The sequence below is a fragment of the Companilactobacillus nodensis DSM 19682 = JCM 14932 = NBRC 107160 genome (genome assembly GCF_000615905.1).
GTDB classification, from domain to species: domain Bacteria; phylum Bacillota; class Bacilli; order Lactobacillales; family Lactobacillaceae; genus Companilactobacillus; species Companilactobacillus nodensis.
This window is the reverse complement of sequence record NZ_BAMN01000001.1, coordinates 212,700-237,639: the sequence shown is the minus strand read 5'-3', so window position 1 is coordinate 237,639 and position 24,940 is coordinate 212,700. Positions and strand designations below refer to the sequence as shown.

Sequence of the window (24,940 nt, the reverse complement as noted above, 5' to 3'; positions counted from 1 at the left end):
ACTTCCTATTTTGGCAAAATATTGTAGTAGGTACAATTATCATCTGTGATAAATTGTTCAGCTACTTGTAAAACATCATTATAACTAATTGAATCAATCAGCGAAACTAATTGCAAATAATCAACATCGTAGAAATACAATTCAGCCATTTGATTGGCAATTGCGTCTGGAGAGTTTTGTGCGAACAAGTATGAGCCAATGGCATCACGTTTGATACGTTCGAATCTCTTTTCGTCTAGAACATCTTTTAGTTCATTGAATGACAAGTGTTTTTGTAAGTATTCTTGAAATTTTTCAGGATAATTTGTTGACCCACTTACAATGATAAAGCAATAGTTGTTTTCTGCAACAACATTATAAGAAAAACTATCATCAATTATGTTCAAATTACTCATTTTTTCATAATTGTCTGAAGCCTCGCCAATCAAAGTCTCCATGATCATATTCAATTCAAATTGTAATTTAACCAAGCCTGGCATTGATACATCAGCATTTATTCTAATTCCATAGGCCGAGCGTCCTTGAGTGATCTCCATTGACTCATGGCCGCCAACACCGATCGGTGCAAACACCTGCTTAGGAATTGGTTTGAGTTCTGGAATCTCATGAAAATCAGAATCTTCAACAATGTTTTCAATTTTTTCAAAATCAACATCACCGACAATCACCAAGTCCATATTGTCAGGACGATAATTCTGTTGATAAGTTTCCAACAAATTATCTTTGTTGATTTTTTGTAATGATTCACTTGTACCAGCGATGTCTTGAGAAATGGGATCGTTAGGATACAACTGACCTAAGATGCGCTGCTCCAAGACCCACTCTGGCATATCCAAGTACATTTGAATTTCTTGATCGATAATACCACGCTCTGAAGACACATTCTCTTCAGTGAAATGTGGATTTTGAATCAAGTCTAATAACACTTTCAAGTTATCATATGGATTCTCTAAGGTTTGGAACAAGTAAGCTGTCTTAGTATAACTCGTATAAGCATTGGAATTAGCACCGTACTCAGCGAACTTCTCAGATACATCATAGCCTGGCTTAGCGAACAACTTATGTTCAATAAAATGTGCGATACCTGCTGGTAATTCGCCATTTCTAGTATTAACAGAACCAAAATCTGTCATCGCTAACCCATAAACCTGATTGTAGCCTGGCAATGGAACAACTTCTATCTCATAACCATTCTTTAATTTTTTAGAATATTTTTGTAATTTGTCGGCCATTCTACTCTCCTAATCTCCAATAAGTCGATACTGTGCAATGGCACTCATATCTTGTGCGACCGCAACGATGTGCTTGCGATCCATTTTATTTAATTCACCTTTGAATTGATCATCTGTCAACAATGATTTGGAATAAACTGTCTCCCAAATACTGCGCATAATATAATGCTGAATTGAATCAGATGAAATCTCACGACGTGTATCAAGAACTTTTTTAGCATGAACGATCTGATCATCGCTGAATTTGTCATTCTTAATAAAATCAATTTGCTTATTGATCAAATCAAGTGCTTGTTCAATCGTCTTAGCATCCAAACCGGCTTGAATCGTAACCAGATGATTGATTGGTTGATAAGAACTTGAAACAGAATAGGCTAAACTGTTCTTCTCACGAACTTGTAAGAACAATTGTGACTGATCATCCCCACCAAGAATCAGATTCATAGCTTGAGGAGCTAGACGGCTGACATCTTGATCGATTTTTTTAGTCAAATAGCTAGAGCCAAGCGACTCTGGTTCAAATGCTTATGTTTTTCCTTTTTAGCTGGAGATTCAACCAATTCGTCGAATTTATCAAAATGAATTTTTAAGTCATGTCTACTGCCATCAATATTATCAGCGAACATACTATTCATAAATATTTTTTCGAATTCGGCTTCATCCACGTCACCAACGACATTGACCACGATAGCATCGTTATTGATAACATCTATGTAATGTTTGTATAACTCAGCATTAGTCAATTTATCTAGTTGATCGATATCTCCAAAAATTGGAATTTGACGGTCAGGATTATTTTGATACAACAAGCTCGTTAAACCTAAAATACTAACTAAATCCTGATTGTCACCCACTGCTGCCAAATTAGACATCAAATTACGTTTTTCAGTATCGAACGAGGTATCGTCAAACTCACCTTGGTTTTTTAGGTTTGGTTGGAAGACTATTTCGCCTAATAAGTTCAAGTTTTCCTTTACTTGATTGATATCACGTATCAAGAACTTAGGATCAGCAAATTCAATGCTGAACGCTAAGTCATTAAAGTTCAATAGATTACGTGTATACACATTGATCTCTGAACCGTACAATTCCATTTCACGATCATTCAAAGCTTTGAATGTTGGATAATGCTTAGTTGAATTGGACAAAACATTTGCCAACAAACGACGCTTAGTAGTCTCTTCCCTAGACAAAGGTCGTAGGAAATCGATTTGAATCTTAATGGTACGAAACTTCTTAATATGATTTACGTTTAATACGACATTATTTGCGATTGACTTTCTCAATTTTTCACCTGTTTTTCTTTAATTGCATCTAATTGTTCTTGAGTTAATAAAACTTTACGTGGTTTGCTACCTTCAGATGGTCCCACGATGCCCTTTTCTTCCATCTCATCGACCATGCGTGCGGCTCGATTGTAACCGATTTGGAAGCGACGTTGCAACATTGATACACTGGCTGACTGCTGTTGTATGATCATACTGACAGCGTCATCCCAATATTCATCATTTGGTTTATCGTCCTTTGAATTCTTTTCTTCGATATCAGTTGGAATCATATCTTCATCGTATTCAGCTTGTTGTTGCTCACTAACGAACTTCACAACATTTTCAACTTCGTTCTCAGAAATAAATGCTCCCTGCAAACGAACTGGCTTACTCTTACCGATCGGTTGAAACAGCATATCACCTCGTCCAAGCAACTTCTCTGCCCCGACTGAATCTAGGATCGTTCTTGAATCGACACCACTTGAAACAGCGAATGCCATTCTTGATGGAATATTAGCCTTGATCAAACCGGTAATAACATCAACTGACGGGCGCTGTGTTGCAATGATGATATGTAATCCAGCAGCACGTGCCATCTGAGCCAATCGAACAATAGCTGCTTCAACTTCATGACCGGCAACCATCATCAAATCTGATAACTCATCAACGATAACGACGATAAATGGTAATCGTTCCATTTTCTCATCGTCTTTGGCTGTCTTATTGAATTCATCAACATCAGCGTTGTATTCGCCAATGTTACGATGATTCGTCGAAGCAAACAACTTGTAACGACGTTCCATCTCAGTAACGGCCTTCTGCAAGGCCCCTGCGGCACGTCTAGCATCGGTTACAACTGGAATAAGTAGATGCGGGATACCGTTATAGACATTCAACTCAACCATCTTCGGATCGATCAAGATCAACTTAACTTCACTGGGCTTAGCTTCATCAAGATACCAGTAATAATAGTATTAATAGCAACAGACTTACCACTACCAGTCGAACCAGCAATAAGCAAATGAGGCATCTTAGTGATATTGACTTCGATAATGTTACCAGAAACATCCTTGCCTAGTGGAACGATCAACGGATGAGTCTTATCTTTTTGATTCTCAGTTATATCCTTGAATGAAACTGTTGAAATGGTCTTATTAGGAACCTCAATACCGACGAATGACTTACCAGGGATCGGTGCTTCAATACGAATATCTTTGGCAGCCAAGGCCAAGGCTAAATCATCGGCTAGATTGACAATTTTACTTACCTTGACACCAACAGCCGGCTGAACTTCATACTTAGTGATCGTAGGCCCAAGACTAGCTTTTTTAACTTCAACATTGACGCCAAAACTCTTGAAGGTTTGCTTCAACTTATCCTTATTCTCATCGATCAATTGGACTTCTCCACTTTGATCAACTTGCGGTACTTGCTTCAACAAATCTGGAGATGGTAATTTGTAGTCATCATCGTCGACACTTCTTGCACTGACAGGGGTTGGTAAGTCCTTCTTATCAGTATTGTCGATTCCATATGGCTTAGACATGATCTGAGCTGAACCGACCTTCTCAGGTTCAGTATGCACTGATTCTGCAGTTGGTGCCGGTGTTGGCATATCAATCTGAAAATCTGACTCTTCTTTTTTGGATTCAGGACTGTCCTTAGCAAAACTGTTAACATCCTTGAACCGTTCATCGTTGCGCTCAGCTTTTTTCACCGATTCACTAGTTGGCTTAGTTTCATCCTTAGCAGCTTTTTTGCTATGGCGTTCATCAACATAATTACTATAGTGACCTGACAAAGCATCTTTAGTAGCAACAAATCCATGTTTAACACGGACCAGAATATTAGTAGTTACCACTGCGACTTGTTTCATCGTTACATTAAACAACATCAATATTCCGACAAAGATCATCAATGCTGTAATAAAATAAGTTCCCCAAGTTGAGAATAATGGCATAAATATACTATACAGATAGGAACCGATCATCCCTCCACCAACTGACTTATCGACAGTAAAGTTTGCCATATCAGCTGACAAGGTATTCCAAGTTATCAGGTTGTAATTGTGATATAACTCAATTTTTGAAAACATTATTATATGCAGTATTACAAGTGTTCCCAAATATGTGAATAAGAATCCAAAGTTACGTTTAGGCGTCATAACGGGTAATCTACCGGTCGCAATCAAAAATGCTCCGGCAAATATACTGATGATCAGCAGAACTGGATAACTATCTCCAACCAAAATTCGATAAATATTGTCAAAAAAGTTACCGATGATTCCAAACTTAAATAGACCTAAGACTGACAATACGATCAGCAATAAGCCCAAGACGGATCTAATTAATCTACTATCATTATTTTTCTTTTTAGTAGTTTTTCTAGTACTTTTAGTGGTACTTTTTCTAGTTCTTTTTGTAGGCGTTGATTTTGCCTTAGTATTTGCCATATAAACCTCACACAATTCTTGTTAATCATAGAAAATTATACATTTAGAAGTTAGGTAGTACAAACTTCTAGTGAAACTTTTGCCAAAATAAAAACAGCCTTTCGGCTGCTATTATTTTTTATTCTTTTTTTCCTGTGCTGCTTTCATTGCTTCATTGGGTTCTACCTTACTATGAGCAGTGAAGTTCAATGAAACTCCGCGGTTAATGGCTACAGCAGTTACTTGATATGTCAAGGTTTCGATGTATTCAACAACTGGACGTGAGATTTGTTCTACTTGCTTAGGTTCAAGTTCCTCTTGAGTGCCTTCGAAACCAACGAGTTGAACAACTTGTCCGATCAAACCAGAAACTTTGAATGGTACATTTTCGGGATGAATTTCAAATGGAATGATTACTTGGAAAATCTTACCTTCAGATTCATCCAAATTATTGCCCTTTTCGTCTTTAAAATCAGGATGTTCGATTTGAATTTGTAGATCTGACTTAACGTCAGCAGCTGGTGATTCTACATCATAATGAAAAGATTGAACCGTAACGGCTCCCTTATGTGTCTTCATAATACATATCCCCTTTTATAATAATCTAAAACGAGTTGCGAAGAGACAACTTCCTGTATCTTCCACTCTCTACATTAGTCTAGTTTATCATGTTCATAGTGGTGAGATAACTCAAGTCCGGCAAAATTTTGTTGTCTAACGGCTTCATAAATTACTAAAGCACAACTATTAGAAAGGTTCAATGCTCGAATATTATCACTCATTGGAATTCTGAGGCATTTCTCTGGATTATCACGCATGAAATCTTCAGGCAATCCCGTTGTTTCTTTACCAAATAAGAAATAATGCTCTTTTGAAGTATCAGAATAATCTTGATCACTATACACTTTGTCTGAAAACTTAGTGATCAAATACAAATATTGATCATCAGGAATTGATTCTAAGAAGGCATCTAAATTATCGTGATAAGTAATATCGACCTTATCCCAGTAATCAAGACCAGCACGTTTCATATGTGCATCATCAGTGCTAAAACCTAGCGGTCTAATTAAATGTAATTTTGTATTTGTTCCAGCACAAGTACGGGCAATATTACCTGTATTAGCTGGCATAAGTGGTTCGTACAAAGCTATATGATTAGTCATTTCAAGTTCTCCTCTACCTACAATTAAATTAAAAAAACGCATACCCTCGGTGATCGCCACAGCAAGGACATGCGTTAGTTAAGCTTTTACCTTTACTTGCTTTTGTCAAAAAAAATTCTGAGAAAAACAAGTAACCGCAAAGTTTATAAACATTATACACAAAAAGAATTTTAACTACAATATAAATTTGAATTATTTGTGAATTTTATCTGAATCATCTGTGCCTTCTATAACCTCATCAACTACTTTGTCCTCAGCTTCATTGTCTTCATACCAATGAGAGTTACGTTTGATCCATCTAAATATTCTAGTACAGATAATCTTCAGGATAGCAAAAATCGGAATCCCGGCGATCATCCCTATCAGTCCAAATAGTCCAGCCGATACCAACAATACTAGAATTGTCGTTACGGGATGCATCTCCATCTTATTACCAACAATAATCGGTGAGATCACACGAGTTTCAATCGTCTGTTCAACTGCGAAGACGATCAGAATCTTAACGACCATTGATGGTGCGATAAACGCACCGATGATCAGTGATGGAATCAGCGCCAAAGTTGAACCAACATATGGAATCAAATTCAAAATACCAGCACTGATACCGAGGATCAATGCGTAGCGCTGACCAATGATCAAGTACCCAACGAAGAACATCACTGCGACCCAAAAGGCAACCGTCAACTGACCAGTAATATAAGAACTAAGTGATTGACTCATTTCTGTGAGCATTTCGCCGGTCGACTTCTTTAATCTAGTGGGAACCAACGAAACAACTGATTCTTTGAACTTATTCTTATCCTTCAACATGAAGAACAAGATAAATGGTGCCGTTAAGACAATTACAACAATATTTGTGACAGTGCTGACAGCAGAACTGATACCACTGAAGGTCTGTGGCAATATCTTATTGATGGCCTGTTCAAAGTTTTTGGTTATCTTAGCATTCGAATTAACTAAGTTTTCACGGAAAACATGTAACTTGGGATCCTTGAACATATTTTGCAAGCTCTTATTGAGTCCATCCCAATAATGTGGCCAATTTTGTACTAGCGAATCAATTTGATTTTGAACGAAAGGAATTAGTGACATTACGCCCCAGATCAATAACGCTGCAATAATAATGAAAACAAAAGTTATTGAAATAACTCTGTTAATATGAAATTTGTTTTCAAGCACATCAATCAACGGATTGATCAAATAGTAAAGGACCAACGCCAGAATAACGGGCGGCATCGTGATTCCTAATATTTGGTTGATGGGATCAAAGACAAAGCTTATTTGTGAAAATAAGAAAATCACCAGAAAAAATACGAGAATATTCAATAATACAACTGTAACTTGGTTATTTAAAAACCATTTATAAAACCACGTTTTTTCTTTTTTCGGAATTTGTTTCATACTCGCTCCTTACGTGTACAAAAAATATCATAGTAAGATTATACTGTATACTATACATTGTTTGGAGGAATTTGTAATGAAAGAAAAAGTTCTCTTTAGTGGCTACACAAAAAAGGCTGGCAAGGGTGTCTATCAAGCTGAATTAGACTCAGACACTGGTAAATTGTCAACGCCAGAAACATTAGTTGAACTAGACAGTCCAACTTATATCGACGTAACTAACGACTTAAAACTTATTGCCTTGGCTAAGAGCGGCGACAAGGGTGGCATCGTAACTTACGATATCAGCAGTGGCAAAGCCAAATTACTAGATGAGGACTTCTCTGAAGATGGTTCCCCCTCTTATGTAAAATTTGACGCAAGTCGTAGTTTAGTTTTCAGTGCTTATTTTCATTTGAGCAAAGTAACGATCGATCATTTAACTACTGACGGTAAAATCGAACGTTGTTCTGAGATCAACTTCAAAGGCTCCGGTCCTCGTCCTGAACAAGACCAATCAAAACCTCACTACGCTGCATTAACACCTGATGGCAAGCTCATCATCTGTGACTACGGTGCTGATCGCATTTATATTTATAATATTGATGATCCAAAAAATCCTGAATTATTAAATAACTATATTGCTCCATCAGGTTATGCTCCTAGACATTTGGTATTCCATCCTACTAAGCCATACGTCTATGTTGCTTGTGAATTGTCTTCAAAAGTTCTCGTTATGGAATATAGTGAAGAAGATTCTAGACTCACATTGGTAGACGAAATGGATGCCGCCAAAGACGAACAAAAAAACACTACCGCTGCAATCCGTATCAGCAAAGATGGTAAATATCTATATGTATCAACACGTGGAGCTGATACCATCGCTACGTTCGAGATTGGATCTGACGGTGATCGACTCAAAAAAATTGATACTGTAAAGACAAAGGGTAATGGTCCTAGAGACTTTGAACTTGACCCTTCAGAAAAATATTTGTTAGTCGCAAATCAAGATTCAGACAATTTGACCATCTTCACACGTAGTTCTAAAAAGGGTAGATTGAATATTCTTGAAGAAAATATTTCCATTTCTGAGTGTGTATGTGTACACTTTATTTAGTTCCAAAATTATAGGAGAAAATAATAATGTTCATTGAAATTATAAAGACCGTCATACTTGGTATTATTGAAGGTTTCACTGAGTTCTTACCTATCAGTTCAACCGGACACTTATACTTAGCTGATGAATTCGTCAAACTGAATGAAACACCAGCCTTCATTCATATGTTTATGGTTGTTATTCAATTTGGAGCGATTTTGGCAGTTATCCTAATCTACTTCCACAAATTGAATCCCTTCTCACCTAAGAAGAATCGTCGTGAGAAACGACTGACTTGGGATATTTGGTTCAAAGTTCTTGTTGCCATCATTCCTTCAGTCGTAATCGGACTTCCATTGAATGACTGGATGGATAAGAACCTAACTAGTTGGCAAGTTATCGCTGCTACCCTATTGATTTATGGTATTTTATTCATTATCGTTGAGAACTACTTCAAGAATAAACGCCCACAAGTCACTGATCTTGATAACTTGTCATATGGAACAGCCTTCAAGATCGGACTCTTCCAAGTTCTTTCATTAGTTCCTGGTACTTCACGTTCAGGTGCTACTATCCTTGGTGGTATCTCAATTGGTACCTCAAGATTCGTCGCTACTGAATTTTCATTCTTCTTGGCCATTCCAACTATGTTTGGTGCTAGTTTACTGAAAATTGTGAAATACTTTGCTGGAGGAAATACCTTTAGTGGTAGCGAATTAACTATTTTGTTAATCGGTACTTTTGTATCCTTCATCGTTGCCTATGCTTCAATCAAGTTCTTATTGAACTACATTAGAAGTAACGATTTCAAAGCCTTTGGTTGGTACAGAATTATTTTAGCAATTCTAGTAATTCTCTACTTTGGCTTCATAAAAGGTATGATTGCTTAAAATTAATCTGAGAACGTCGCAAGACGTTCTTTTTTTTGTGTACAATTATGGTGCTTAAAAAAATCGAAAGAAGTGATTCTTATTTATAAAGAAATCGCAGTAGAAAACTTTACAACTATTCCCCAAGCTGTTCTGGCTGGGGCTGATAGAATTGAATTAAACGACAATCTAGCTGTTGGCGGTACAACTCCTAGTACCGGTGTCTTGCAAGAAACTACTAAATATCTCCAAGAAAAATCCATTCCTTTAGTAGAAATGATCCGCCCTCGTGGTGGCAACTTTATTTATAACGATCTAGAACTAAAGATGATGGAAGCAGACCTATTCCAAGCTCAAAAACTCGGTGTCGATGCAGTTGCCTTTGGCGCTTTGACCACCGATGGAGAATTAGATGAAGAGGCTATGGAACAACTGATTGCCGCAAGTTCTGGTATGCAAATAGTTTTCCACATGGCTTTCGATGATATTCCTGAAGACAAACAGCACGATGCAATCGATTGGTTAGTTGAACATGATGTCGATCGTATTTTGACACACGGTGGACCACTCGATATCAGTATCGATGAGACCATCGACAATATCAAGAAAACAATCGAATACGCTGCCGGTAGAATTGCTATTTTACCTGGTGGTGGTGTCACTTATGAAAATTGTGACGAGGTTGCTACTAGCTTGAATGTTAAAGAATTACATGGAACTCGCTTGATTGATCTAGTTTAATGAATTTTAAAAAGCCGACTAAATTAGTCGACTTTTTTTATTTGCTCATTTTCACGTTGAATCGAACTGCTGAATAAGATATTCATCATTTCTTCAATCAACTGCTCCGAAATATTACTATTATCGCTGAAATCATTCTTCAACTCAGCACGAACTTCGTCCATTCTCTCAGTTTGAACTACCGATGCGTGCAACTGTTCCTTGACACTTGCCACTTCGCGTACAACATCAAACCGTTGTGATACCAAGTTGAATATTTGACGATCTAGACTATCGATTTGGCTACGCAATGGTAATAACTCATCATGCTGTTGCTCAAAATCAATAATCTCTCGGGCAATTTTGGTTGGATTCTTATTAGTGGTTTCAATCGTTACGTTGGATAATAACTGGTAAAAAATACCGCGACGATTCCAACAGTTCTGCAAGTCGATCACTGACATTTTGCGCAGCATTGGACGAACATTATCATGTGACAAACGTTCTAAAACGTTGGCTAAACTTGTCTTCAAGTAAATTACTTGGGCAGATGAATCTCGAATCAATTGACGATTGAGTTCTGATTCGACGACACCGCCACCGGTACTAATGATTCCATCAAAATCAAGTTGACTCTTCAAGATTCTTGTTTCGGTCGTTCGAAATTCTTCTTCGCCTAATTGTTCCATGAACTCCTTGGGAGATAGCTTCGTTCCGCGGGTGAATTCATCGTCCAGATCAAGCAATGGCTGATTAGTAATATTAGCTAGAACTTTTCCGACAGTTGTCTTACCAGCCCCCATGAAACCAATTAAAATTGTCGTTTTACTCATGTAATTCACCCACTTTCTGACGTATCCTTTTTGCTTCTGCAATGTGCTCAGTCAACTTTTTATCGTTATTTTCAATTAAACTCAGTTTGTACTCTTGTAGCGTCGTCATCAATTGATCGATTCCATCTACGACTGAATCACGATTACTTAATAATATTTGTGACCATAATTCAGGATTGGACTGAGCGATTCTAGTCGTGTCAATAAATCCGCCAGCAACACTTCCTTGCCAACCCAATTGATTATTCGGCAACTCACGATCAATTGCATTAACTAACGCAAATGCTGCCACATGTGGCAAGTCACTGATACTGGTCACTAGTTTGTCATGATCTGTAGCTGTGATAGCTTGAATATCTGAATGTAATGGTTCTAATAAATTGCTTAATAATTTTATTTTTTGACTATCTCCAACTACAAAGAATGGTTTACCAACAAACATGTCTTTATTTCGATTGCGAATACCTTTTTTATCCGTGCCTACCATGGGATGTCCACCAATAAAGTTTGGTAATCCCTTAGCTGATTCCATAATTTCACTCTTAGTAGAACCAATATCTGTAACGATAGTTTCGCCTGATAACTTCATCGTTTGTAATAACTGCAACTGGTCTTGAATCATTCGAATAGGACCGGCAAGAACTATCAAATCAGCATTTCTAACAAGTAGATTATCCATCTTGATGATTTCATCCACTACGTGCTCAGTAACCGCAATTTTACAGGTTGCTGCATCATTGTCGATTCCAAAAATTTTGGAAGTTGGAGTTCGCAATCCTTCAGCAACCGATGCCCCCATGGCTCCCAATCCAACAACAATTATTGTTTTCATCAGACCGACAGCTTTCCTAGTTCAGTGAAGAATGTCGGATATGAGATACCAACTGAATCATCGTCATCCAAAATCACTTCGCCATCAGTTATTAGTGAAGCGATTGCTAACATCATGGCAATTCGATGATCCTTATGACCTGAAACATGCGTCTTGTTAGCAGTCAATTGTGCGGGACCATCAATGATAAAACCATCATCAGTTGCTTTGATTTGGGCACCCAACTTCTTCAATTCACTTGTAACGGTTAGAATTCGATCACTCTCTTTTAGCTTAAGCTCAGCCGCACCTCTGATAATCGTCCGACCAGTTGCTTGTGTAGCTGCCAGAACAATTATTGGAATCTCATCAATACATGTTGGAATGATTTCTCCATAAATATTTAATGCCTGTAATTTACTGAAGCGTGGCGTTATGTCGGCAATAGTTTCACCGTCGATACTTGTTTGTTTAATATCTATTTTGGCATCCATTTGACGAAGAATATTGATGATACCAGATCTAGTTGGATTAATCCCGACATTCTTAATCGTCAAATTGCTACCTTTGACTAACAGACCAGCAACTATCCAGAATGCTGCTGAGGAAATATCCCCAGGTACCAAGACATCAGCTGCCGACAAATGTTGGTCAGCCGGAACTGATATCTTTGCCCCATCAACCTTAACTTCAGCGCCAAATTGCTGGAGCATTATTTCCGTATGATTACGTGTCCTAAACTTATCAACGACTGTCGTCTTGCTTCCACTGGTGATTCCTGCCAGTAGCACAGCACTCTTGACTTGAGCTGATCCAACCGGTAATTCGAAGTCAATTTTATTATTCAACTGACTCCGGTGAATAATCATTGGTAACTTACCGTTATTACTAGTAATATTTGCCCCCACATTATTGAGTGGATCAATAACTCGATCCATCGGACGCCTGGATAAACTATCATCACCGATAATTTGAGCATCCAAATCTGCTCCCGCAATCAATCCTGTTAACAATCTAGTAGATGTGCCAGAATTTCCCATATCAAGCACAATACCAGGATCATGCAAATTTGATACACCTGCTCCCACTACTTCGGTTATGTTGCCGCGCTCAGTGATTGTCACGCCTAAGTTAGTTAAAATTGCTCTAGTTGTATTCACATCAGCTGAATTCAGCAAGTTAGTTATTCTAGTAGTTCCGTTAACTATCGCACCGAGCATTAAAGCTCTGTGGGAAATACTTTTATCCCCAGGAACTGAAACTATTCCCTTCAGAGACGTAACTTTATTTAATTTTTTCATTTTTCTCCTCCATGAAATATCTATTCAATTCCTCAATTGTCGGTTGTCCCGGGGCAGATGACTTACCCCGTGTTCCAAAGGTAAATCGTGAGCCATATTTAATACCTTCATAACGGCTACGAATTCCTAATTCACCCATACTTATTACAATTGCCGGTTTAACAATCTTCTTAGCTGCATTCAATACAAAGTCTACATTCTGTTTTGATTCAGGCATAACGGCCACCTTCACAATATCAGCTGAACTACGATCAATCGACATCATGATATCTGTTAAGTTGTCAGGTGTACTTTGAAAATTATGATATGAACCAATTACCTTAGTTCCATGAGTATGTGCCAATTCAAGCAAGTTATTCACTTCTGAAAACAATCTATATTCAACATCTATCACTGAGATACCGGCAGAGATAGCACTCGCATAAATTCGTTCATATTGTGATTTATTGAAATCAATACATCCACCCTCCGCTGCTGTTCTCCATGTAACAATAATCGGCAGCTTTGTTAATTCATTTATCAGTTGAAAAGTCTTGAATGTCAACTGACTCATATCGTCCCAATAGTCTATCCTTAGTTCGATCATATCTGCCTGAGATTTATTAGTATCCGTTATAACGGTTAAAGTATCAGTTAAATTCCTTTCAACAATTGGAACTATCAAATTGGGTCGATCATCATCTAAAGTAATTCGTTTCATAATTCATTCACCTGATTAACTATTCAAGAATTCTGGAATTGATTCCAAGCTCTTAGGTACGATTATAGGTAGACCAATTTCTGACAGAGCTACTAGATTTAATTGTTTGCCATCATTTTTCTTGTCATTCTTAAGATGTTCCAAGAATTCATCGGTACCAATCAAATCAGAGTCAATTGGCAATCCAACTGCCAGTAATCTGTCTGTTATTTCACTAGTAATACCCTTTTGAGTTACACCAATATTTTCAAAGCACTGACTGATGCGTACCATTCCAATGGATACAGCCTCACCATGTTTTAATTCTCCATGCCCCAGTAACTCAATCGCATGACCAAATGTATGACCAAAGTTCAAAATACGGCGTAAGTTCTGTTCTTTTTCATCCTTCATAACTACATCAGCCTTGAAACCTATCGAACGCTGAATCAACTCAGTGGCGTTAGTCAAAATACCAACTGGATCAGTGATCCTTCCAGTTAACTCGAAGAATTCTCCACCTTCTAGTGCACTACACTTAACAACTTCGCCGTATCCCTCAACTAGGTTACGCTGCGAAAGTGTTCTTAAAAAATCAGGATCAATGATCACTAGATCAGGCTGATGAAATGTGCCAATGATATTCTTGACTTCACCTAGATTCACAGCTGTCTTACCACCAACACTTGAATCGACCATAGCAGTCAGTGATGTAGCAATTTGAATAAACGGAATACCGCGCATATACAAGCTGGAAACTAAGCCAGATAGATCCCCGACAACTCCACCACCAAGTGCTACAACGCCATCTTTTCTAGTAAAACCTTCTGTCGCCATCTCAGAAATTATCTTACTAACAGTCGCCAAACTCTTGGATTGTTCACCAACAGGTACGACTTCCGTCAAAACTTCAAAGCCGGCAGTTTCTAATTGCGAGACTGTGTCATTCAAATAATGTTTTGCTACCTGCTGGTCAGTAATTAGAACGACCTTCTTAGGTTTCCAAACTGATTTAACTAAACCACCAATCTCTTGATGTAAACCAGATTTGATTTCAATATTGTAGATTTTGGTTGGTAAAGTTACGGTTATCATTTTCTACGCTTCTTTCACTAATTCATGTATTTGATCTGATAGGCTTGCAAGATGTTTGAATTGTTCAGGTGTTAGAGCTTGTTTGCCATCGACGAAGGCCTTTTCTGGATGATCGTGAATTTCAGTCATTAATCCATCAGCGCCAGCAGCAACAGCAGAAATACCAATTGGTGTAACTAAGTCAGATACACCGGCAGCATGTGATGAGTCGGCAAGGATTGGGTAATGTGTTAGTTGCTTCAAAACAGGAATGGCTGAAACATCCATAGTGTTACGTGTGTACTTGTTGTCAAAAGTTCTAATTCCACGTTCCATCAACATGATCTGTGTATTACCACCAGCAGCGATGTATTCTGAAGCATTCAATAAATCATCAATCGTTGCGGACATTCCACGTTTAAGAATGACTGGCTTGCGTAACTTACCTAATGCCTTCAATAACGAGAAGTTTTGCATATTACGAGTTCCAACTTGGAAAATATCAGTGTACTTGTCTACTAACTCAATGTCTCTGGTATCCATAATTTCAGTTACCATGTCCATGCCTAGCTTGTCAGCGGCAGCACGGTGTGCCTTCAAACCAACTTCACCATTACCTTGGAAAGTGTATGGATTAGTTCTGGGCTTAAATGAACCGCCACGTAACATTGTTCCACCGGCTTCTTTGACTGCTTGTCCCATCTTCAAAACATGTTCTGGTGATTCGATGGAATCAGGGCCGGCAATCTTAGTGAATGAACCATCACCAACAACACTGTGCTTAGTACGAATGATAGTATTCTCAGGATGGAATAATCTCGAAGCTTGTAATGCAGCTGGATGATCAGTAATAACTTCTTCAGTTTCGATTTCAAATGGTACGTCATCTAAATTCTTAGCATGGGCAAAACCAATGCGGTTGTTGTGTTGAAAGACATCTTTCAATCCAGCTTCCTTAGCTTGTTCCATAATTTTATTAGCACTCTCTGTATTGTTAGTTACGATAATCATATTAATTTCCTCATTTTCTATTATTATTATTTTTTTACTACTTTATTCATTAACTCAATCGGTGCTTTTTGATTGAACCAAATTTCAAAACTCAATGCACCTTGTGAAACCAACATATCTAAGCCATTTTTAGTTTGTAATCCAACTGCGGCAGCTCTTCTCAAGAATTCAGTTGGTTGATCTCGGTAAATAATATCGACTGCTGAGCCACCATTCATTAATTCAAAATCTGCTTCATCTAAGACACTAGCATCATCTCTCATACCAACATTAGTGGCATTGATAACCAGATCTGTCTTAGGAAGAATAGTTCTAATGTCAGCTAAATCTTCTAATTCAATATTCATTAATTTTTTGATTTCTTTAGAATGTTGCTCAAATCTAGCACTGCGATGATTGAAGACATGCACCGTTACATCATCAGGTTTAGAAGCTAAGATAGATCTAGCCGCACCACCCGATCCAATCAATGCCACCGTTTTGGGGTTTGAATGAATCGTCTTCCAGAAGCCACTGCCATCTGTTGAATGTCCGATCCATTTTCCATTGACATTTTGAACAGTGTTAACTGATTGCAGTTTGTTCGCCACCTCATCAATTCCATCAAGATAATCAATTATTCTATTCTTAAATGGCATCGTGACGTTGAAGCCTCGAATATTCATATTCTTCAAACGCTCTACTTCACTGCTCAATTGGTCTGGCGAAAATTCAAAAGCTTGATATTTAGCGTTAATTTTTAATTTTTTCATAGCGGCGTTATGCATCCGTGGTGATTTGGAATGCATCGCTGGAAATCCGATCAGTCCATACAATTGTTGTTCCATAATCTCCACTCCTTTGATTAAGATGCCAAACGTTCACGATTGCTTCTTACTAATTTATTAACTTCGTCAACTACATCATCAACAGTGAAGTTAAACATTTCTTCGACATCGGCTTCATCACCTGATCTACCAAAACTATCCATACCGATAATTTCACCATCTAGCCAACCAGGTTAGCCCAGCCAAGCGAACTGCCCATTCCAATCGCGATTCGACAACGTTGATTATCGGGTAGAACACTCTCACGAAATGATGATGCTTGTCTCATGAATACATCTTGATTAGGCATCGAAACGACTCTGACATGAATGCCGTTCATTGCTAATTGGCTCTGGGCCTCACGTGCAAGTGGTAATTCAGTACCATTAGCCATCAGGATTGCTGAAAGTTGACCGTGTTCAAACGATGAAACGTAACCACCTCTTGATTGAAGAAGTGTTGCTGAATTATCATTTTGCAATTCCTCAATATCTTGACGGCTGAGAATAATCACCGTTGGTTTATTTGTTGATTCAATCGCTGTTTTCCAAGCAGACGCAATTTCATTGGGACTTCCTGGCCTAATTACGTTCAAATTAGGTATGCTCTGCAATCCAGCCATCTGTTCAACGGGTTGATGAGTTGGTCCATCAGACCCTACAGCGATTGAATCATGAGTTAATACGAAGGTAACTGGTAATTTTTGAAGTGCACTCAAGCGAATAGCACCCTTCATGTAATCAGAAAAGACTGTAAAAGTTGATCCAAACACTTTGACTCCACCATGCAATGCCATTCCGTTCAAGATGGTTGCCATTCCGAATTCGTGAACTCCGAAAGGAATATTTCTGCCCAGTGGATGGTCAGCATCGAACATCCCTACATCATCGATATTGGTCTTAGTCGATGAAACCAAGTCAGCCGATCCACCGATCAAATTAGGAATTTGTTCAGCTAATGAATTCAAGACTTCCTTACCAAAGACACGTCCATTCTTCTTAGCGCCAACTTCAAAATGAGGTACTTGCTTATCCTCTAACTTAACTGGAGCAAATGATCTCAATAATTCTGAACGTTGACTGGAGTTGTGTAATTCATCTTCCCAAGCCAATCGTGCTTGATGTCCACGTTCTAGGACTTGTTCTCTAAATGATTTCTTAACTTCAGCAGTAACTTCGAAATCCTCGTGATGCCAGTTGAGATTATCCTTTAAGACTTCGATTTCTTCCAAGCTGAGTGGTGCTCCATGAACCTTGTTAGTACCTTGGTTAGGAGTTCCGCGACCGATGACAGTGCGAATCTCAACGAAGCTTGGTCGGTCTGACTTCTTGGCAGCTGCAATGGCAGCGTCTATCTCATCAACATCTTCACCATCCTCTACTAAGAAAGTATCGAATCCGTATGATGCAAAACGTTGTCTGACATTAGTCTTAAATGAACGACTAGTTGGACCATCCAGTGAAATGTCATTTGAATCGTACAAGACGATTAGACGATTGAGATTATTATTACCGGCAAATTCCGATACTTCGTGAGAGACACCCTCCATCAAGTCACCATCACCAACAATTACGAAGGTATCGTGTGACATTAACTTGCCAAACTGTGCTTCCAAACGCTTCTGAGTCATTGCCATACCAACACCCATACCTAAGCCTTGTCCAAGAGGGCCAGTTGTTGCATCGACACCAGGGACAATTCCGAATTCTGGATGTCCTGGAGTTTTGGAACCAAGTTTTCTAAATGACTTCAAATCGTCAATTGATAGATCAAATCCAGCTAAGTGTAGGAAGCTGTATAACAAAGCTGATCCATGTCCGGCTGATAATACTAAACGGTCACGATTGATCCATTTGGGAGAAGTTGGGTCAACCACCAAATGACGTGTTGCTAGTGTGTAGAGCGTTGGTGCCAAGTCAATGGCAATTCCTGGATGTCCTGAACCGGCTCTAGTAATGGATTGAACTGCTAACATTTTCATGGTGTTTATATTTTCTCTATCTTGTTTCATAATATTTGCCTTCTCTATTTAAAATTGTTTGATTTCTTCACGGTAATTTTTTAATTGTTCTTTTAATCGTCCTAAGTTATCTGCATCGAACTTATCTAAGATTGCCTTCGCAATTTCGATTGCTACCATATGTTCCGCAATCACTGCTGCTGCGGTAACGGCTGTCGTATCTGATCTCTCGATACTGGCCTTGTGCGGATCATGTGTATCGACATCCACTGACATCATCGGTCGATACAAGGTGGGAATTGGTTTGACGACTCCACGTACCTTGATCATTTCACCGGTTGTCATACCGCCTTCAAATCCGCCAAGATTGTCAGAGCCACGATAGAATCCGGAATCCTTCGACCAAAATATTTCATCCATAACCTCACTGCCAAACTTCTCGGCATTATCGAAGCCACCTCCGAAATCAACGCCTTTGAAAGCATTGGTTCCAACGATACTGGCCGCAATTTTGGCATCCAACTTGGTATCGGCTGAAACATAAGATCCTAAGCCTGCCGGAACTCCTGTGACCATAACTTCAACTGTTCCACCAACCGTATTGCCTTCCTTCTTGGCTCGATCGATGACAGCTTGCATCTTGAGGTCAGTAGCCGAATCTAAGGTTCTGGTGGGAAAACTCTCACTAACTTCTCTCAATTCTTCCAAGCTACTGAAGTTTGTTAGTAGATTCATGTCGGTTTGAACTGGTCCAATATTGGCAACGAATCCATGAATATCAATATTTAATTCATTAAGTAATTTTTTGGCAACGGCTCCAACGGCCACTCTCATGACTGTTTCTCTAGCTGAAGAACGTTCCAAAACATTTCGTAGATCCTTATGGCGATACTTCATTCCACCTACCAGATCGGCGTGCCCTGGTCGCGGTCGAACAACTTTTCTAACGGAATTCTCTTCCGTCGCCTCATCGTCAGGTGACATTATGCTGGCCCAATGGTTATGGTCATCGTTGTGAACATTCAAGGTGATCGGCGACCCTAAGGTCATCCGATGTCTCACTCCTGAAAGGATCGATACGGTATCACTTTCGATTTTTTGACGATTGCCGCGTCCATATCCGTGTTGCCTGCGGCTAAGTTCTTGATTAATGTCTGAATCGGTAATTTTTAATCCTGAAGGAATTCCCTCAATAATTGCTATCTCTTCAGGTCCATGACTCTCTCCGGCTGTTGTGTATCTCATTTTGAATTCCCCCAAAATTTGTAATAAAAAAATAGCGATAAACCAATCAACTTGGTTTATCGCTATCAAAATAATCTATTATCCTAAAACAAAAATGAACAAGAATAAATTACTATTGAAGTTTACTTAACCAAGTGATGAAATTGTTACCTTCACTCGATCAAACAAACAACAAAATTGTTTTATATCGAGTGTGCCTGATCGACACACTCATGTGACGACCAGCTAGATATAAAACCAATAATAATTTCTCAAGTTGTTTGTAAACTGTCTCATTTTTGTTTCCTGCCTTTATTAGTTATTTTTTAATGTTTCTCAGTTACTTTTAACATGCACATAACTTAGCATTATTTTTTTTATTGTGCAAGCCTGTTTTTGAAATACAAACACCATTTAAATGCAATCTACGGCAACTATTACCGTTAAATAGGCATTTATTAAGATAAATAAATTTTTTAATTAAATTAAAAAGTGGCCCTAATTTATCATCAAGACCACCCTTACTCACATTCGTACAAATGATTGCATAAATAATCCAGCAATACTGAAGTAGATCAATACACTGGTCAAATCACTAAGTGTTGAAATAAATGGACCACTGGCAACAGCTGGATCAAATCCAAAGCTGGACATCAGCATTGGAATCAAACTACCAGCTAAGTTGGCGACCGTTATCGCGGCACACATTGCCAGACCAATAACCATTCCGAGAATAAAGTTGTGTTTCCACAATCCTACTAATAGAGTAACTGAAATTCCCGTTACAACACCCGTAATAAATCCCGTCAGAAGTTCCTTACCAATTAACTTGAAGAACTCATGACGATCGATTTCTTCAACAGCTAATCGCCTCACTGCGACAGCCAAACTCTGTGTACCAGCATTACCGGCTGTACCAGTAATGGTTGAAATAAATACCGCTAGGATACTTGCTTCCGCCAATAAGCCTTCGTAATGATTGATCAAAGTAGCTGTGATCATACTTAGTAATAACAAAGTGATCAACCAAGGCAAACGCTTGGATGCTGCTTTGAGAGGATTATCTTGATCTGTCTCATCGACACTAACACCAGCAAGTCCTGAATAGTCTTGTAATGATTCGTCATCGATAACTTCAATAACATCATCAACCGTAACGATACCGACCATCTGATTAGCATGGTCAACAACGGGAACAGCAAGGAACTCATAGTCTCTGAAGACCTTAGCAACTTCTTCTTGGTCCGCATCAACGTTCACTGTTATAACGTCGCTGTTCATCTTCTCACCTAACGTATCCTCGGGATTCAACATAATAAGATCACGCAACGACATAACTCCGACCAGGTCATCGTGATTATCTAAGACGTACAAATAATAAATCGTCTCAGCTGTTTCAGCAAAACTACGCAGATCATTGATAGCATTACCTGCGGTCTCTTCTTCATGAAAACGAACATAGTCCGTTGTCATGATACCACCGGCAGTCTCCGTATCGTAATGTAACAATCCACGAAGATTGTTGGCATCTGCTCTTGGCATCTGACCTAAGAATCGGTCGACATCAGCCTTATCCAAATGTTCCAAAACATCGGCAGCATTATCATCATACATGTCGTTTAGCATTTCTGCCGCAAAATCCAGATCCATTTCTTTTAAGAATTCGGGAATTTCTGGTAAGTCATCTTCGATAGTATCGAACATGTCACCCATTTCATCTGGTTCTAGTAGTGAATACAAACTTAAACGTTCTGGTTTATCTAAGGTAAGGTAGAAAGTACTCTGGTCATAAAAATGCATATCTAGATAAGTCTTTCGAAATCGTTTCTTATCACCTTTGTCTAGATAAGTTTTTAGTTGTGCAAATTTTTCTTGCAGTCTTTTTTCATTTTCATCCATTACTCTCACCCCTTTAACATACCCCTTAACAATACCATATCTTGGGGGATTGGCGCCTTTATTTTTAGTAGTTTTTTCGTTACAGGATGAATGATTTCTAACTCATAACAATGCAATGCTTGACGATTCATTCGACTATCTTTTTGGTGGCTATACATCTCGTCCCCAATGATCGGATGTCCCGTTGCACTTAGGTGAACACGAATCTGATGTGTCCGCCCCGTCAGTAGTTTCAGTTGCAACAGACTGGCTGTTTTGAACTTTTCTACTGTTTTATACATTGTCTGCGAATCTTTGCCTTTTTGCCAGTCAATTGCTCGCATATAATAAGCCTTCGAATCGATTCCAATTGGTAGATCAATCAATCCTGAAGCAGGCTCCATTTGTCCATATACTATTGCCAGATAATACTTCTTGAAACCATCGGTATGCAAAATCTGGTCTAATAAAGAATGTGTATATGAATTTTTGGCAAAAACCATTAATCCTGAAGTATCACGATCCAACCTTGTTACCAAGTGGATCGAACTGTTCTCATGTTTTGCTGCTAAATAATACTTAACAACATTTGCCATCGTCTTACTAGTCCTTGCCTTAGCAGGTAAACTAGCTATTCCAGGTGGCTTATTCACAACTAATAAATACTCGTCTTCATAGACAACATCGACGCTGCCCGCCATTGGTTCGATCAAGCCGGAAGGCTTCTCGTCATTCAAAACTACTAACAGTGAATCCCCTGTTTTCATCTCAAAATCAAAGTGCCGTTGCTTATGATTAACGAAAATTTGACCGCCTTTATTTTTCAAATTATGTAATTGACTCGAAGAAAAATGTTGGTGTTCTAAGAACTTGCGAAGCTTCTTCTTATCAGTATCTTTGATCGTGAATTTTAAATACCGGTTGCTACTGCTCATCCTGACCTAAGAAGGCAGTCTCTACTCTCGTCCAGAAGTGGCGGTGACGATATTGGGCAAACTGAGCACGTTGATAGTTCAACTTAACTGAGATCTTCTTGACATTCTTTAACTTAGTTGAGATCCCATCACAAGTAATAACGTAGTCATCAGCCTTGTGTGGATAAAGATCAACTTGTTGATTGTGAGGAATAATAATTGGTGAGGAAATAGTTCTGTAGACACGATTATTGATTGAAGCCATTTCAACCATTTGGTAGACGCTGATCTTAGGATGGATCAAAGCTCCACCGATAGCCTTAGAATAGGCCGTTGAACCAGTAGGTGTCGCAAAACAAAGTCCATCCCCACGGAAATTCTCAAAGAATTCTCCATCGAGATTGACTCTCGTCTTCATAGTTAGAGCTGACAAACGACGAATAACCGTCTCGTTGATGGCTGTTTCGTGGAACGACTCACCTTCGACACGTTCAACTTTGACATCCAATAGTGGATAACTAGTCGATGGAATCTTCTCATTGCACTTGATAATACAGTCGACTAATTCATCGATCTCCTTATCAGTCCAGTCAGAATAGAACCCCAAGTGTCCGGTATGCAGCGCCAAGAACTTGACTGTATCCAAGTGTCCAGCATAAGCATGGAACGTGCTCAAAAGTGTTCCATCGCCACCGACACTGATCACTAACAACGGATCACGTCGATCTAATTCCATTCCATTATCAACCAAATCCTGTCTGATCTTATTCGCAGCAGCTATCGACTGCTCCTTGTTATTATTGTTTACCCAAAATTTCATTATTATTTATCCTTATGCTCCGTTGTATTATTTACATCCCGCTTGCGATCGGTGAAATACTGTTGTGCATCTTGAATTTCTTCACGAATCTTTGACATCTCTTCATCCAGCATGAATGACGCTTCAGCCGCACGCTTAAAACGTTCATTGATTTCTTCTGGGAAATCACCTTGATACTTGTAGTTAAGTGAATGCTCGATCGTTGACCAAAAATTCATCGCCAAAGTTCTGATCTGAATTTCCGCCAAGATGTTTTTCTGGCCATTAGCTGTCTGAATAGGATACTCTATAACTACATGATATGAACGATAACCACTTGACTTACTGTTGGCGATATAGTCACGTTCCTCGATCACACGCATATCTTCTCTGATATGTAATAGTCTAGCAACGTCATAGATATCTTCAACAAATTGACATTGGATCCTGATCCCGGCGATGTCTTGCATATCTTGTTCCAGTAGATCTTCGGAAATATAACGACGGCGCATTTTTTCCTTGATACTGTCGATAGTTTTAACACGACCAGTCACGAATTCAATTGGTGAGTGTTCGTTTTTTTCGAGAAATTCCTTACGGAGATCTCTAAACTTGATCTTTAATTCATCCACTGCCTGTGAATATGGTATCAAAAACTCATTCCATTTGATTTCTGTCATGATAACCCCACTTACTTCCTTATTTAATATATCGTAATTCCGAGTGAGTTGCACTATAATGAGAAAATTACGAAAAAAATAGACTCGTGAGTTAAAAATTTTACCTTTTATAATATTGCTGTTAGAATGACTATGCTAAAGAGATGGAGGGAATCAAAATGTGGGAAGTATTTATTTATATAAATCCCGTATGTTCGTATTGCCTAAAGGTCGAACAATCAATTATTGACTTCACAAGAAAACACGAAATTGAAACACAATATCATTTTGTTACAAATTTTAACATGGAAACAATCAATGAATACATTCAATTACAAGGTTATAAGTTATGCGACTTGGAACAACGTGCTAAAGCTACACAAGAAGTAGAAGAAGCAGCTCGCTTATACAAAGCCGCATCGTGTCAAGGAAATAAAAAGGCTCGTAACTTTTTAATGAACTTACAAGAACAGATCAACATCCAGGATAATCCTTTTAATGATGAAACTGTTAAAACAGCTATCGTAAACAGTGGCTTGGACTACAAATCCATAATGACTGAAAAAAATAGCGAATGTGTTGAACTTGGAATCAAACGAGACAAACAGTTATCTAAGGAAATGCATATCGAAAAAGCCCCAACTATCGTCATCTTCGATAATGAACATCCTGATAAACCAGGTCTCATGATCAACGACTTTGGGAGCAAGACATCGGAAGAAGTCATCAATCACAACTTAACAATGATGCTTGAATCAACGATGCCACAAGTTAAACCAGCTTATATCAATAACAGTACTGTCGTAAGTATTGACCAATTCAGAAGATAACA

At 38.6% G+C, this 24,940-nt stretch carries 24 protein-coding genes and 1 pseudogene; 4 read left to right on the top strand and 21 right to left on the bottom strand.

Features of this window, described 5'->3' with window-relative positions:
- Window positions 1–5: 5 nt before the first annotated feature.
- From yfmH to JCM14932_RS01075, 7 genes and pseudogenes are all read right to left on the bottom strand, one after another.
- Window positions 6–1,232 (bottom strand): EF-P 5-aminopentanol modification-associated protein YfmH, encoded by a 1,227-nt coding sequence (gene yfmH, locus JCM14932_RS01100; RefSeq protein ID WP_025023227.1) that lies wholly within the window; start codon window positions 1,230–1,232, stop codon window positions 6–8.
- Between the two features lie 9 nt (window positions 1,233–1,241).
- Window positions 1,242–1,724 (bottom strand): insulinase family protein, encoded by a 483-nt coding sequence (locus JCM14932_RS16855; RefSeq protein WP_034542303.1) that lies wholly within the window; start codon window positions 1,722–1,724, stop codon window positions 1,242–1,244.
- On the bottom strand, window positions 1,721–2,518 hold the full coding sequence (locus JCM14932_RS16850) for a peptidase M16 family protein (RefSeq protein ID WP_034542301.1): 798 nt from the start codon (window positions 2,516–2,518) through the stop codon (window positions 1,721–1,723). Before JCM14932_RS16850 ends, JCM14932_RS16855 begins: the two co-directional genes overlap by 4 nt.
- Window positions 2,515–4,952 (bottom strand): annotated as a pseudogene (locus JCM14932_RS14100) (DNA translocase FtsK). The gene JCM14932_RS16850 and the pseudogene JCM14932_RS14100 overlap by 4 nt, the downstream one beginning before the upstream one ends.
- A 111-nt stretch (window positions 4,953–5,063) precedes the next feature.
- Window positions 5,064–5,510 carry a DUF1149 family protein gene (locus tag JCM14932_RS01085; RefSeq protein ID WP_025023226.1) on the bottom strand — a complete coding sequence of 149 codons (447 nt, stop codon included), beginning with the start codon at window positions 5,508–5,510 and terminating at the stop codon, window positions 5,064–5,066.
- A 74-nt stretch (window positions 5,511–5,584) separates the two neighbouring features.
- A complete protein-coding gene (gene trmL / locus JCM14932_RS01080; RefSeq protein WP_025023225.1) occupies window positions 5,585–6,094 on the bottom strand; it encodes a tRNA (uridine(34)/cytosine(34)/5-carboxymethylaminomethyluridine(34)-2'-O)-methyltransferase TrmL in 510 nt (169 codons plus the stop codon).
- A gap of 192 nt (window positions 6,095–6,286) precedes the next feature.
- Window positions 6,287–7,495: an AI-2E family transporter gene (locus JCM14932_RS01075; protein ID WP_025023224.1), complete on the bottom strand. Its 1,209-nt coding sequence runs from the start codon at window positions 7,493–7,495 to the stop codon at window positions 6,287–6,289.
- 76 nt (window positions 7,496–7,571) lie between these two features.
- On the opposite strand from JCM14932_RS01075, the gene JCM14932_RS01070 reads away from it, so the two are divergent.
- The 3 genes from JCM14932_RS01070 to JCM14932_RS01060 all read left to right on the top strand — a co-directional run bounded on the left by JCM14932_RS01070 (window position 7,572) and on the right by JCM14932_RS01060 (window position 10,180).
- On the top strand, window positions 7,572–8,591 hold the full coding sequence (locus JCM14932_RS01070; protein ID WP_025023223.1) for a lactonase family protein: 1,020 nt from the start codon (window positions 7,572–7,574) through the stop codon (window positions 8,589–8,591).
- 26 nt (window positions 8,592–8,617) lie between these two features.
- Complete coding sequence (locus JCM14932_RS01065) at window positions 8,618–9,460, top strand: undecaprenyl-diphosphate phosphatase (RefSeq protein WP_025023222.1); 843 nt, start codon at window positions 8,618–8,620, stop codon at window positions 9,458–9,460.
- Between the two features lie 81 nt (window positions 9,461–9,541).
- Complete coding sequence (locus tag JCM14932_RS01060; RefSeq protein ID WP_025023221.1) at window positions 9,542–10,180, top strand: copper homeostasis protein CutC; 639 nt, start codon at window positions 9,542–9,544, stop codon at window positions 10,178–10,180.
- A gap of 23 nt (window positions 10,181–10,203) precedes the next feature.
- Here JCM14932_RS01060 and JCM14932_RS01055 read toward each other — a convergent pair whose 3' ends face one another.
- From JCM14932_RS01055 to yjbM, 14 genes are all read right to left on the bottom strand, one after another.
- On the bottom strand, window positions 10,204–10,992 hold the full coding sequence (locus JCM14932_RS01055) for a shikimate kinase (RefSeq protein ID WP_025023220.1): 789 nt from the start codon (window positions 10,990–10,992) through the stop codon (window positions 10,204–10,206).
- Window positions 10,985–11,824, bottom strand: a complete 840-nt coding sequence (locus tag JCM14932_RS01050; RefSeq protein ID WP_025023219.1) for a prephenate dehydrogenase — start codon at window positions 11,822–11,824, stop codon at window positions 10,985–10,987. Before JCM14932_RS01050 ends, JCM14932_RS01055 begins: the two co-directional genes overlap by 8 nt.
- On the bottom strand, window positions 11,824–13,104 hold the full coding sequence (gene aroA, locus JCM14932_RS01045) for a 3-phosphoshikimate 1-carboxyvinyltransferase (protein WP_025023218.1): 1,281 nt from the start codon (window positions 13,102–13,104) through the stop codon (window positions 11,824–11,826). Before aroA ends, JCM14932_RS01050 begins: the two co-directional genes overlap by 1 nt.
- Complete coding sequence (aroD, locus tag JCM14932_RS01040; RefSeq protein ID WP_025023217.1) at window positions 13,088–13,804, bottom strand: type I 3-dehydroquinate dehydratase; 717 nt, start codon at window positions 13,802–13,804, stop codon at window positions 13,088–13,090. The genes aroA and aroD overlap by 17 nt, the downstream gene beginning before the upstream one ends.
- A 15-nt stretch (window positions 13,805–13,819) precedes the next feature.
- Window positions 13,820–14,878, bottom strand: coding sequence for a 3-dehydroquinate synthase (aroB, locus tag JCM14932_RS01035; RefSeq protein WP_025023216.1), 1,059 nt, complete (start codon window positions 14,876–14,878; stop codon window positions 13,820–13,822).
- A gap of 3 nt (window positions 14,879–14,881) precedes the next feature.
- The gene (gene aroF, locus JCM14932_RS01030; RefSeq protein WP_025023215.1) at window positions 14,882–15,868 is read right to left on the bottom strand and encodes a 3-deoxy-7-phosphoheptulonate synthase; all 987 of its coding nucleotides are present in this window, start codon (window positions 15,866–15,868) and stop codon (window positions 14,882–14,884) included.
- Window positions 15,869–15,894: 26 nt separating this feature from the next.
- Entirely contained in the window at window positions 15,895–16,695 is an 801-nt protein-coding gene (gene aroE, locus JCM14932_RS01025) for a shikimate dehydrogenase (protein ID WP_025023214.1), read from the bottom strand.
- A gap of 17 nt (window positions 16,696–16,712) precedes the next feature.
- On the bottom strand, window positions 16,713–16,838 hold the full coding sequence (locus JCM14932_RS17365) for a hypothetical protein (RefSeq protein ID WP_268870355.1): 126 nt from the start codon (window positions 16,836–16,838) through the stop codon (window positions 16,713–16,715).
- A 17-nt stretch (window positions 16,839–16,855) separates the two neighbouring features.
- On the bottom strand, window positions 16,856–18,685 hold the full coding sequence (gene tkt / locus JCM14932_RS14095) for a transketolase (protein WP_235700486.1): 1,830 nt from the start codon (window positions 18,683–18,685) through the stop codon (window positions 16,856–16,858).
- Between the two features lie 18 nt (window positions 18,686–18,703).
- Window positions 18,704–19,879 (bottom strand): chorismate synthase, encoded by a 1,176-nt coding sequence (aroC, locus tag JCM14932_RS01015; protein ID WP_025023213.1) that lies wholly within the window; start codon window positions 19,877–19,879, stop codon window positions 18,704–18,706.
- A 504-nt stretch (window positions 19,880–20,383) separates the two neighbouring features.
- A complete protein-coding gene (gene mgtE / locus JCM14932_RS01010; RefSeq protein WP_025023212.1) occupies window positions 20,384–21,757 on the bottom strand; it encodes a magnesium transporter in 1,374 nt (457 codons plus the stop codon).
- A 5-nt stretch (window positions 21,758–21,762) separates the two neighbouring features.
- On the bottom strand, window positions 21,763–22,671 hold the full coding sequence (locus JCM14932_RS01005; RefSeq protein WP_025023211.1) for an RluA family pseudouridine synthase: 909 nt from the start codon (window positions 22,669–22,671) through the stop codon (window positions 21,763–21,765).
- Window positions 22,661–23,470 carry an NAD kinase gene (locus JCM14932_RS01000; protein ID WP_025023210.1) on the bottom strand — a complete coding sequence of 270 codons (810 nt, stop codon included), beginning with the start codon at window positions 23,468–23,470 and terminating at the stop codon, window positions 22,661–22,663. Before JCM14932_RS01000 ends, JCM14932_RS01005 begins: the two co-directional genes overlap by 11 nt.
- A 2-nt stretch (window positions 23,471–23,472) precedes the next feature.
- Window positions 23,473–24,129 (bottom strand): GTP diphosphokinase, encoded by a 657-nt coding sequence (yjbM, locus tag JCM14932_RS00995; RefSeq protein WP_025023209.1) that lies wholly within the window; start codon window positions 24,127–24,129, stop codon window positions 23,473–23,475.
- A gap of 158 nt (window positions 24,130–24,287) precedes the next feature.
- Between yjbM and JCM14932_RS00990 the strand changes: the two genes are divergently transcribed.
- Window positions 24,288–24,938 carry a DsbA family protein gene (locus JCM14932_RS00990; RefSeq protein ID WP_025023208.1) on the top strand — a complete coding sequence of 217 codons (651 nt, stop codon included), beginning with the start codon at window positions 24,288–24,290 and terminating at the stop codon, window positions 24,936–24,938.
- Window positions 24,939–24,940: the final 2 nt, after the last annotated feature.